This is a genomic window from Brenneria populi (genome assembly GCF_036016195.1).
Classification (GTDB): domain Bacteria; phylum Pseudomonadota; class Gammaproteobacteria; order Enterobacterales; family Enterobacteriaceae; genus Brenneria; species Brenneria populi.
Genome location: NZ_JAYWTM010000040.1, coordinates 1 through 12,294, shown reverse-complemented (window position 1 = coordinate 12,294; position 12,294 = coordinate 1). Strand labels below are relative to the sequence as shown.

Annotated in this window: 7 protein-coding genes; 6 read left to right on the top strand and 1 reads right to left on the bottom strand. The window is 57.2% G+C overall.

From position 1 onward, the window contains the following. Positions 1-211: 211 nt before the first annotated feature. The 4 genes from metA to aceK all read left to right on the top strand — a co-directional run bounded on the left by metA (position 212) and on the right by aceK (position 6,108). Positions 212-1,141 carry a homoserine O-acetyltransferase MetA gene (gene metA / locus VSX58_RS21335; RefSeq protein ID WP_327619838.1) on the top strand — a complete coding sequence of 310 codons (930 nt, stop codon included), beginning with the start codon at positions 212-214 and terminating at the stop codon, positions 1,139-1,141. A gap of 266 nt (positions 1,142-1,407) precedes the next feature. Beyond that, the gene (aceB, locus tag VSX58_RS21330) at positions 1,408-3,006 is read left to right on the top strand and encodes a malate synthase A (protein WP_327619837.1); all 1,599 of its coding nucleotides are present in this window, start codon (positions 1,408-1,410) and stop codon (positions 3,004-3,006) included. 33 nt (positions 3,007-3,039) lie between these two features. Continuing rightward, positions 3,040-4,347, top strand: coding sequence for an isocitrate lyase (gene aceA / locus VSX58_RS21325; protein ID WP_327612332.1), 1,308 nt, complete (start codon positions 3,040-3,042; stop codon positions 4,345-4,347). Between the two features lie 33 nt (positions 4,348-4,380). Continuing rightward, positions 4,381-6,108 carry a bifunctional isocitrate dehydrogenase kinase/phosphatase gene (aceK, locus tag VSX58_RS21320; protein ID WP_327619836.1) on the top strand — a complete coding sequence of 576 codons (1,728 nt, stop codon included), beginning with the start codon at positions 4,381-4,383 and terminating at the stop codon, positions 6,106-6,108. Here aceK and iclR read toward each other — a convergent pair. Beyond that, on the bottom strand, positions 6,105-6,932 hold the full coding sequence (gene iclR, locus VSX58_RS21315; protein WP_327612330.1) for a glyoxylate bypass operon transcriptional repressor IclR: 828 nt from the start codon (positions 6,930-6,932) through the stop codon (positions 6,105-6,107). The two genes, aceK and iclR, sit on opposite strands and share 4 nt — an antisense overlap. Positions 6,933-7,124: 192 nt before the next feature. Here iclR and metH point away from each other — a divergent pair, with 192 nt between their 5' ends. Further along, positions 7,125-10,808 (top strand): methionine synthase, encoded by a 3,684-nt coding sequence (gene metH, locus VSX58_RS21310; RefSeq protein ID WP_327619835.1) that lies wholly within the window; start codon positions 7,125-7,127, stop codon positions 10,806-10,808. 342 nt (positions 10,809-11,150) lie between these two features. Further along, entirely contained in the window at positions 11,151-12,104 is a 954-nt protein-coding gene (locus VSX58_RS21305) for a helix-turn-helix transcriptional regulator (protein ID WP_327619834.1), read from the top strand. Positions 12,105-12,294 lie beyond the last annotated feature (190 nt).

Sequence of the window (12,294 nt, the reverse complement as noted above, 5' to 3'; positions counted from 1 at the left end):
GCGTAAGCATGGGGCTTTTTGCGTTATGGCGCATTTTTTGATTATTTTCCCCTCCCTTTTTCTTTATATAAAAAACGGATAAGCATATCTCGATACGTGATGAAACATTTTCACCTTGGTGACTGTTTGCTCGACATTAGGAGCAAAAATCGTTATCTTCAGGCATCTAGAAGTCTAAACGTATAAACGTATGTAGTGAGGATATAAGGTTATGCCAATCCGGGTTCCTGATGAGTTACCAGCCGTAAGTTTTCTGCGCAATGAGAACGTTTTTGTTATGACCTCTTCTCGCGCCAAAACGCAGGAAATTCGCCCTTTGAAAGTGCTGGTACTGAACCTGATGCCGAAGAAAATTGAAACCGAAAATCAATTTTTGAGATTGTTATCGAACTCTCCGCTGCAGATTGATATTCAATTGCTGCGTATTGATAGCCGCGAATCAAAGAATACCCCGACCGAACATCTGAACAATTTCTACTGTGACTTTGATGATATTCAGGATGAAAATTTTGACGGTCTGATCGTTACCGGCGCGCCGCTGGGGCTAGTTGATTTTTGCGATGTGGTTTACTGGCCGCAGATCGTTAGGGTCGTTGAGTGGGCGAAAGAGCACGTCACTTCCACCCTTTTTGTCTGCTGGGCGGTACAGGCGGCATTAAATATTCTGTACGGCATACCGAAAATGACCCGCAAAGAGAAGCTATCGGGCGTCTATGCCCATCATACGCTGCAGCCTCACGCTTTACTGACGCGGGGATTTGATGAGACGTTTCTGGCTCCCCACTCGCGCTACGCGGATTTCCCCACCGAGGTGATTCGCAGCCGCACCGACCTGGAAATTCTGGTCGAGTCCGAACAGGCCGGCGCCTATCTGTTTGCCAGTCGGGATAAGCGTCTGGCCTTTGTTACCGGCCACCCTGAATACGATGCATTGACGCTGGCGAATGAATATTTTCGCGATAAGTCGTGCGGGCTTAACCCGACGATTCCGGTAAATTATTTCCCCGACGACAATCCCGAGATCGTACCTAAAGCCACCTGGCGCAGCCATGGGCATCTGTTGCTCGTTAACTGGCTTAATTACTACGTTTACCAGATTACGCCTTATGATTTGCGTCGTATGAATCCTACGCTGGACTGAACCTGCTCTTTTCCTGTCAAAGGCGCCTCTCCGGCGCCTTTTTTATCCCTTTTATACGAATTGATGAAATTAATTTCCCATTTATACATAAAATAAATAATTTTAATTTCAATGGTATATATTGATTTTTATTTGAAAATGGAAATTGTTTTTGATTTTTTATTTTTATCCATTAGGCTTAAGTTTGTCGGTTGATAAATGTTCACCCTTCCCATATTGGTCAGGCGGCTGACCGGTGACGGGAAAGCTGATAAGGAAGCAATGAAATGACGCAACAGACCATAAGCAGAGAGCTGACGTTCACTCAGCGTTTTGGCGATGGGGAACGGCAGATCCTTAATGATGGCGCGATTGATTTCTTAGCGCAGTTGGTCGGCCGATTTACGCAGCGGCGCAATCAGCTATTGGCGGAACGTCGGACGCAGCAGGAGAACATCGATCGCGGTCGGCTGCCCGATTTTATTTCGGAAACGGCTTCCATTAGAAATGGCGAGTGGAAAATCCGCGGCATCTCCGACGATCTTACCGATCGGCGGGTTGAGATCACCGGTCCCGCTGAGAGAAAGATGGTGATTAATGCGTTGAATGCCAACGTAAAAGTGTTTATGGCCGACTTTGAAGACTCCCTGTCCCCGGGTTGGGATAAGGTGATCGACGGTCAGATAAATTTGCGCGATGCGGTAAGGGGAACGATTTCCTACGTCAATGAGACGGGCAAGATTTATCAGCTGAAGCCGCATCCCGCCGTACTGGTCTGCCGCGTGCGCGGTTTGCATCTGCCGGAGAAACACGCGATCTGGCAGGGGGAGGCGATCCCGGGCTGTCTGTTTGATTTCGCGCTCTATTTTTACCACAACCATGCGGCGCTGTTGGCCAAAGGCAGCGGTCCCTATTTCTATTTGCCGAAGATACAGTCATGGCGCGAGGCGGCCTGGTGGAGCGATGTGTTTTGCTACGCCGAGGATCGCTTCGATCTTCCGCGCGGCACGATCAAAGCCACGGTACTGATTGAAACGCTGCCGGCCGTTTTTCAGATGGATGAGATCCTGCACGCGCTGCGCGATCATATCGTGGGTTTGAACTGCGGCCGCTGGGACTATATTTTCAGCTATATCAAAACGTTGAAGAACTATCCCGATCGCGTATTGCCGGACAGGCAGTCGGTGACGATGGAAAAGGCTTTTCTCAGCGTCTATTCAAAACTGCTGATTAAAACCTGCCACCGCCGCGGCGCCCTGGCGATGGGCGGCATGGCGGCCTTTATTCCCAGTAAAGATCCTGAACGCAACGCCCAGGTGCTGGAGAAGGTGCGTCAGGATAAAGAGCTGGAGGCGGGCAACGGCCACGACGGCACCTGGATAGCGCATCCTGGCCTGGCCGATACCGCGATGGCGGTGTTCGATCGGGTTTTGCGGGATCGTAAAAACCAGCTTGATATCAGCCGCGCCGATGATGCGCCGGTCGGCGCTGAAGCGCTGCTGGAGCCTTGCGGCGGCGAACGTACGGAGGCCGGCATGCGCGCCAATATTCGCGTGGCGGTACGGTATATCGAAGCCTGGATTTCAGGCAACGGCTGCGTGCCGATTTACGGCCTGATGGAAGATGCGGCGACGGCCGAAATTTCCCGCACCTCAATCTGGCAATGGATGCGTCACGGTAAAGCCCTGAGCGATGGCCGCCCCGTGACGCTGGCGCTCTTCCGCCAGATGCTGGCGGAAGAGATGCGGGTGATTCAGCAAGAGTTGGGCGACGCCGCCTTCAGCCGCGGGAGGTTTGATGAAGCGGCGCGCCTGATGGAGCGCATCACGACGCAGGATGAGCTTATCGATTTTCTGACGTTACCCGGCTATGCATTGCTTGATTAGTTAACTCGACCGCAATCATAAGGAATCTCAGCTATGGCACTCTCTCGTACCCAACAGATTCAACAACTTGAACAAGAATGGACAACGACGCGCTGGAGCGGCATTACGCGTCCTTACCGCGCCGCGGAGGTGATTAATCTGCGCGGTTCGGTGAATCCCGAATGCACGTTGGCTCGGCTGGGGGCGGCGAAACTATGGCGGTTGCTACAGGGCGAGGCGCGCAAAGGCTATGTGAACTGCCTCGGCGCATTAACCGGCGGCCAGGCGCTGCAGCAGGCGAAAGCGGGGATTGAAGCCATTTATCTTTCCGGCTGGCAGGTGGCGGCGGATGCGAATTTGGCGGGCGCGATGTATCCCGATCAATCGCTGTATCCGGCGAACTCGGTGCCTGCCATCGTCGAGCGCATCAATAATACTTTCCGGCGCGCGGATCAGATTCAGTGGGCGAATAATATCGAACCGGACGATAAGCGCTATATCGACTATTTTTTGCCGATTGTGGCGGATGCCGAAGCGGGATTCGGCGGCGTGCTGAATGCGTTTGAATTGATGAAGGCGATGATCGAAGCCGGGGCGGCGGCGGTGCATTTTGAGGATCAGCTGGCGTCGGTGAAAAAGTGCGGTCATATGGGCGGCAAAGTGCTGGTGCCCACGCAGGAGGCGGTTCAGAAGCTGGTCGCGGCCCGGCTGGCGGCGGATGTGCTTGGCGTGCCGACGCTCCTGGTGGCGCGTACGGACGCGGATGCCGCGGATTTGCTGACGTCGGACTGCGATGAATACGATCGGGCTTTCGTCACCGGCGAACGTACGGTGGAAGGTTTTTATCGCACCCGCGCCGGCATCGAGCAGGCCATCAGCCGCGGCCTGGCCTACGCGCCCTATGCGGACCTGGTGTGGTGCGAAACTTCAACGCCCGATCTCTCCGCGGCGCGCCGTTTCGCCGCCGCGATCCATGAGAAATATCCCGGTAAACTATTAGCCTATAACTGCTCGCCCTCGTTTAACTGGAAAAAAAATCTGGACGACAGAACGATCGCCGCGTTTCAGGACGAACTCTCCGCGCTCGGCTATAAATACCAGTTCATCACCCTGGCCGGCATCCACAGTATGTGGTTCAACATGTTTGATTTAGCCCATGCGTACGCGCGCGGCGAGGGGATGAGGCACTATGTCGAGAAAGTGCAGCAGCCGGAGTTCGCGGCGATTAAAGACGGCTATACCTTCTCATCGCATCAGCAGGAAGTGGGGACCGGCTATTTCGACAAGGTGACGACCATCATTCAGGGCGGCGTCTCTTCGGTCACCGCGCTGACGGGCTCCACGGAGGAGCAGCAGTTCTGATCCCGCCCGGCGTTTTTTTATCTGGAGAACGCGATGGCGCGCGATCTTGAGCAACTGACGGCGCAGACGATTTTACAGGGATTCGACGCCCAGTACGGCCGTTTTCTGGAAATTACCGCCGGCGCCCAGCAGCGTTTTGAGCAGGCCGACTGGCCGTCGGTACAGCAGGCGATGAAGGATAGGATTCATCTTTACGATCATCACGTCGGGCTGGTGGTGGAGCAATTGCGCTGCATCACCGGCTCGCGCTGCGAGAACGCCGATTTTCTAGCCCGGGTCAAACGGATTTACACCGCGCTGCTGCCCGATTACCCGCGCTTTGAGATCGCCGAAAGCTTTTTTAACTCGGTCTATTGCCGTTTGTTCCACCATCGGGAGCTTACGCCGGAAAAACTGTTTATTTTCAGTTCCCAGCCGGAAAAGCGCTTCCATGAAATTTCCCGTCCCATCTCCCGCGCGTTCGTGCCGTCCGACGGCTGGCGCGAAATGCTGGAAAAACTGCTGAAGGATGTGCCGCTGCGTTTGCCGTGGGAGAATTTGCCGCGGGATATCTCGTTCATCGTGGCCTACCTACAGCGCGCGTTCTCATCCGAGCAGCTTTCCCAGGTGACGCTGCAGGTGGCTAACGAACTGTTTTACCGCAATAAAGCCGCCTGGCTGGTGGGAAAGATTTTCCTGCCGGAGGGGGTTTTCCCTTTCCTGCTGCCTATTCATCATAATGAGCGGGGCGCGGTGTTTATTGATACCTGCCTGACCTCGCGTGCAGAGGCCAGCATTGTCTTTGGCTTCGCCCGTTCCTACTTTATGGTTTATGCCCCGCAGCCATCGGCTTTGGTCGCCTGGCTGCGCGATATTCTGCCGGGTAAAACCACCGCCGAGCTGTACCTGGCGATCGGCTGTCAGAAGCACAGCAAGACGGAGTATTTCCGCGAATATTTACGCTATCTGGCCGATTCGCGGGAGCAATTCATTATCGCGCCCGGCGTAAAGGGGATGGTGATGCTGGTGTTTACGCTGCCTTCGTTCGATCGCGTTTTTAAGGTGATTAAGGATCGCTTCGCCGCGCCGAAAGAGGTCAGCGCCGAACGGGTGATGGCCTGTTACCGGCTGGTCAAGGAGCACGATCGCGTCGGGCGCATGGCCGATACGCAGGAGTATGAGAATTTCGTCATTGATAAGCGCCGCATCAGTCCGGAGCTGATGGCGGAACTGCGGCGGGAGGCGCCGGAAAAGCTGGAAGAGGCGGGCGATCGGATCGTGATCCGCCATCTGTACATGGAGCGGCGCATGACGCCCCTGAATCTCTATCTTGAACAGGCGGATGAGCGCCGGCGTCGAGAGGCGATCGACGAGTATGGGAATGCGATCAAACAGCTGGCCGCCGCCAATATCTTCCCCGGCGATATGCTGTTTAAAAATTTCGGCGTTACCCGGCACGGGCGGGTGGTGTTTTATGATTATGATGAAATTTGCTATATGACGGAGGTGAATTTCCGCGATATTCCGCCGCCCCGCTATCCGGAAGACGAACTGGCGGCCGAGCCCTGGTACAGCGTCTCCCCCAATGACGTTTTTCCCGAAGAGTTTCGTCACTTTTTATGCGGCGATCGCGCGTTGCGCGCGCTCTTTGAGGAGATGCATGGCGAGCTGTTTCGCGCCGATTACTGGCGCGCTTTACAGCGGCGCATCCGGGAAGGCCATGTTGAAGACGTCTACGCCTACCCCTATAAGCGCCGCTTTAACCAGCGGGCGGGGCGCTAGTCCGCGCCGCCGTATTCGCGGGTAATCTCTTTCGCCGCTTTGATGACCAGCGCCCCGAGTTCGGTGACGCGGTCGTCGGTAATGCGGGAAACCGGACCGGAAATAGAGATAGCGGCGAAGGCCTCGCGGTGCTCGTCCAGAATCGAGGCCGCCACGCAGCGCAGCCCCAGCGCATGCTCTTCGTCGTCAAAGGCGTAGCCCTGGCGGCGAATGTCCGACAGATTTTCTTTCAGACGCTGCGGCGAGTCGAGGGTGCGCGGGGTGTAGCCGTGCAGTCCGGTTTTATGCAGCAGCGCCGCGACCTGCGGATCCGGCAGGCTGGCGAGAAAGGCTTTCCCCGCGCCGGAAGCGTGTATCGGCAGCTTGCCGCCGATGGGCGCGGACATGCGCATCAGCGCGGTACACTGCACCTGATCGATAATAATGGCCTGAAAATCGCTGCGATCGAGCACCGCCAAATTCACCGTTTCGCCGGAGGTTTCCATCAGTTTACGCAGTATCGGATGCACAATGGCCAGCAAATTGCGGCTTTGCAGAAAGCTGCTGCCGACGATAAACGCGTGGGAGCCGATGGTCCACAGGCCCAGATCGCCCACCTGGCGGACGAACCCCTGTTGCTGCAGGGTGGTCAACAGGCGGTGGGTGGTGGAGTTGGGCAAACCCGCCTGCTGAGCCAGATCGGTGAGCGCGACGCCGACGTGGGATTTGGCGATATATTCCAGCAGGATCAGGCCGCGCGTCAGCGATTGCACCTGCCCGGCCGGCTGGGGAGCGGCGGCGGCTCGCGGTTTTTTCCCTCTTTTAGCGGGTTCTGCGGGTGACATGGCATAACTTCCTTTTTCATATAATGGAACTGATTTTCGTTTTTTCAGCCAAGAATGCAACCCCTCTTTTACCGCCGCCAGGGCGGCGTTTGCCTGAAAAAGTCTCATGCGGCGCGACGTTAGCGAAGGGGCAAGTTATGTTAGGATAGGCGCTTGCATTGGTGAGATATTCATCGCTGGTATGAGGTATTTGTGATTAATCGGGTAGACGAGTTGCGCCGTCAGTTAGCGCAACGCATTATGGTGCTGGATGGTGGGATGGGAACCATGATCCAGAGCTATCGCTTGCAGGAAGAAGATTATCGCGGCGAACGTTTTGCCGACTGGCCGAGCGACGTAAAAGGCAACAACGACCTTCTTGTGCTGACCAAACCCCAGGTTATCGCCGCCATCCACGACGCTTATCTGGAGGCCGGGGCCGATATCCTGGAAACCAACACCTTCAACGCCACCGTTATCGCTATGGCCGACTATGGCATGGAGTCGCTGTCGGCCGAGATTAATAGCGCCGCGGCGCGCCTGGCGCGCGCCTGTGCCGATAAATGGACGGCGATGACGCCGGATAAGCCGCGTTATGTCGCCGGCGTGCTTGGCCCGACCAACCGCACCGCCTCTATTTCTCCGGATGTTAACGATCCCGCCTTTCGCAATATCAGTTTTGATCAACTGGTCGCCGCCTACCGGGAATCCACCCGCGCGCTGATCGAGGGTGGTGTCGATCTGATCATGATCGAAACCATCTTTGATACCTTAAACGCCAAAGCCGCCGTCTTTGCGGTGGAAACCGAGTTTGAAGCACTGGGGATTGAGTTACCGGTGATGATCTCCGGCACCATCACCGATGCATCCGGGCGAACGCTGTCGGGGCAGACCACGGAAGCGTTCTACAACTCGTTGCGTCACGCCCGGCCGCTGTCGTTCGGCCTGAACTGCGCGCTGGGCCCGGGCGAATTGCGCCAGTACGTGGCGGAACTCTCCCGCATCGCCGAGTGTTATGTGTCGGCCCACCCCAACGCGGGGCTGCCGAACGCTTTCGGCGAATACGATCTGGACGCCGACGATATGGCGCGCCACATCGGCGAATGGGCGCGCGCGGGATTTTTGAATATCGTGGGGGGATGCTGCGGGTCGACGCCGGCGCATATCGCCGCGGTCGCCGAGGTGGTCAAAGGCGTGGCGCCGCGTAAACTGCCGGATATTCCGGTGGCCTGCCGGCTGTCCGGGCTGGAGCCGTTAACCATCGATGACAATACGCTGTTCGTCAATGTGGGCGAGCGCACCAACGTCACCGGATCGGCGCGTTTCAAGCGGCTGATAAAAGAAGAAAAATATAATGAAGCGCTGGATGTCGCCCGTCATCAGGTAGAGAACGGCGCGCAGATCATCGATATCAACATGGATGAAGGGATGCTGGATGCGAAAGCGGTGATGGCCCGTTTTCTCAACCTGATCGCCGGCGAGCCGGATATCGCCCGCGTGCCGATCATGATCGACTCCTCGAAATGGGACGTTATCGAGCAAGGATTGAAATGCATTCAAGGCAAGGGGATCGTCAACTCCATTTCCATGAAGGAGGGGGTCGAGGCCTTTGTGCAACACGCCAAGCTGGTGCGGCGCTACGGCGCGGCGATGGTGGTGATGGCGTTCGATGAAGTCGGGCAGGCGGATACCCGCGCCCGCAAGATTGAAATTTGCCGCCGCGCCTATCGCATCCTAACGGAAGAAGTGGGTTTCCCGCCGGAAGATATCATTTTCGACCCCAATATTTTCGCCGTCGCGACCGGGATTGAAGAGCATAACAACTATGCGGTCGACTTTATCGAAGCCTGCGCGGATATTAAGCAGCAGCTTCCCTATGCGATGATCTCCGGCGGCGTCTCCAACGTTTCATTCTCCTTCCGCGGCAACGACATGGTGCGCGAAGCGATCCACGCCGTCTTCCTTTACCATGCGATCCGCAGCGGAATGGATATGGGGATCGTCAACGCCGGTCAGCTGGCGATCTATGACGATCTGCCCGCCGAGCTGCGCGATGCGGTGGAGGATGTGATCCTCAACCGCCGTGACGACGCCACCGAACGCATGCTGGAGCTGGCGGAAAAATATCGCGGCAGCAAGTCGGACGACGAGAGCAACCAGGCGCAGGCCGAATGGCGTTCCTGGCCGGTGAAGAAACGTCTGGAATACTCTTTGGTCAAGGGCATCACCGAGTTTATCGAACCGGATACCGAGGAGGCGCGCCAAGAGGCGGAGCGCCCGATAGAGGTGATCGAAGGCCCGCTGATGGACGGCATGAACGTGGTGGGCGATCTGTTCGGCGCCGGTAAAATGTTTCTGCCGCAGGTGGTGAAATCCGCGCGCGTGATGAAGCAGGCCGTCGCCTATCTTGAACCCTATATCGAAGCTAGCAAGGCGAAAGGCGAAACCGCCGGCAAGATCCTGCTGGCGACGGTGAAGGGCGACGTACACGATATCGGTAAAAACATCGTCGGCGTGGTATTGCAGTGTAATAACTATGAAATCATCGATCTGGGCGTGATGGTGCCGATGGACAGGATCCTGAAGACCGCACGCGAAGAGAAGGTGGATATTATCGGCCTGTCCGGCCTGATTACCCCCTCCCTTGATGAAATGGTCAACGTGGCGAAGGAGATGGAGCGCCAGCAGTTCACTTTGCCGTTAATGATTGGCGGCGCGACGACGTCGAAAGCGCATACCGCCGTGAAGATCGAGCAGAACTACAGCGGCCCGACCGTTTATGTGCAGAACGCTTCCCGTACGGTAGGGGTGGTCGCCGCGCTGTTGTCCGACAGCCAGCGCGATGATTTCGTCGCCCGAACCCGCAAAGAGTATGAAACCGTGCGCATTCAGCACGGGCGTAAAAAACCGAGAACGCCGCCGGTTACGCTGCAGGCCGCCCGCGATAACGCCGCCGCGCTGGATTGGGAAACCTATACGCCGCCGGCGGCGCATCGTTTAGGCGTACAGGAAGTCCGCGCCGGTATAGAAACCCTACGCAACTACATCGATTGGACGCCGTTCTTTATGACCTGGTCGCTGGCGGGCAAATACCCGCGCATCCTGGAAGACGACGTGGTGGGCGATGAGGCTAAGCGGCTGTTTGCCGACGCCAATGCTATGCTGGACGACCTGGCGGCGCGCGGCGCGCTCCATCCCCGCGGCGTCGTCGGGTTATTTCCCGCCAACCGGGTGGGGGATGACGTGGAGATTTATACCGATGAGCGGCGCGATGAGGTGCTGTTGGTCAGCCATCACCTGCGCCAGCAAACGGAAAAAGCGGACTTCCCCAACTATTGTCTGGCCGATTTTGTCGCGCCTAAATCCAGCGGCAAGCCCGATTATCTCGGCGCATTCGCCGTCACCGGCGGGCTGGAGGAGGATGCGCTGGCCGCGCAGTGGGAGGCGAAGCACGACGATTACAATAAAATCATGGTGAAGGCTCTGTCTGATCGCTTGGCGGAGGCCTTCGCCGAGTATTTGCACGAGCGCGTGCGCAAGGTTTACTGGGGCTACGCGGCGCATGAGAGTCTCAGCAACGACGAACTGATCCGCGAAAACTATCAGGGGATTCGCCCGGCGCCGGGATATCCGGCCTGCCCGGACCATACTGAAAAGGCGGAAATCTGGCAGCTGCTGGACGTTGAAAAGCACGCGGGCATGAAGCTGACGGACTCGTACGCCATGTGGCCGGGCGCCTCGGTATCCGGCTGGTATTTCAGCCACCCCGACAGCAAGTATTTCGCCGTCGCGCAGATCCAGCGCGATCAGGTCGAAGACTACGCCAAGCGTAAAGGGATGCCCGTCGGCGAGGTGGAGCGCTGGCTGGCGCCGAATCTGGGCTATGACGCGGATTAGGTTACGAAGCAGTACGCCGCCTCGCATCTCCTTCGGCGTTCGAGAACGCTAATCGCGCCGCTCGTGACGCGCTTCCTGCGCGCCACGGGCTTTTGCCGCGTCCATGCCGCTCACAGGGCGTTTTCCCCCGCCTCGGCATAATTTTTTAGCCTATCCCCACGCGAACCCCACCCCCGCACACCGTTCGATGAGAATGGTTATTACTCTTATTGATGCGCCTGCGCGGCGATGGTAAGGTGAATAATTATTAGGCGGGAATCGGCTTTTCGCTCTGCGGCGCGGTTTTCGTTAACCGCGGGTCCGGGCCGGACGTTAAACAGGGTAGGGGGATGCGCTAATCTCATGCTAAAACGGCTCTTTTCCATCGAAGATTTCTTTGATTTCGGCGCACGTTACGGCATCGATTACCGTTTTCCGCAGCTATCGTCAAGCCGCGAGCGCGGGAAAGAAAAGCGGATTGTGGTGCAGGGCGACGTCGAAGAGATGACGCTCTCCTCCGGCCTCAGCCTGACGAATTCCAACGTGCGGGTGCTCCAACCTTACGAGTCAATGTCTCTTCACCGCTGCCCGCTTTATACGCTGGTCGTGCTGGAGGGAAGCGTGGCGCTGCGCCTCGACGGCAAGGAGTTTGTCGTGCGATCGGGGATGGCGTTTAGTACCCGGCTCGGCGATCGTCTGACAATGAACGTCCGCCATCCGGCTGACCATCATCTCCGCACCCTTTCGCTCGGCGTCCAACCTTCCGGCTATGCTCAACCGCCGTTATCCCCGCTGTTGGATGAATGGGAACGCGGCGGCTATCCGGCGTTTTTATGGCAGCTCCCGGAGCATTTGCTGGCGGGATTACGCTACTCGCTGGAAGCGCCGTCGGGGCTGCCGCGCCAGTTCATGCTGGAGGGCGCTATGCAGCAACTGCTGGGACACGGCCTGTCGCTCGGCCGGAGCGGCGGGCGGGAAATGCGCCGTCCGCCGCCGCCCGGCGAGCAACACCGCCTGGAGAAGGTGCGTCGGCTGCTGGCGCAGCAGCCTGAAAAAGAGTATACGCTCGACGAGCTGGCGCATCTGGCCGCCATGAGCGCCAGCAGCCTGAGAGCCAAATTCCGTCAGGTTTACGGGCGCTCGGTGTTCGATTATTTGCGCGATTGCCGGCTGGAGCTCGCCCGGCGCTATCTGGCGCAGGGATATAGCGTGCAGCAGGCCGCCTGGATGTCGGGGTATCAGCACGCCACCAATTTCTCCACCGCTTTCCGCCGGCGTTACGGCATCGCGCCGAGCGAGGCGCGCAACGTCTGCTAGCGTCGCTTCCATTCCAACGATTTTTCTTTGTCCCGATCGCCGTTCAGGCTTTTTTCCGCAAAGTTCCCTTTTTGGCGCCGCGCATACGCAAGCCGTCATTGCGCATAGCTAACGCGAGATCAAAAGCGGTAATAATTCTTATTTGCAATAAAGATCTGCGGAGATTCCCCCCATGTTTAAAAAAACTCGC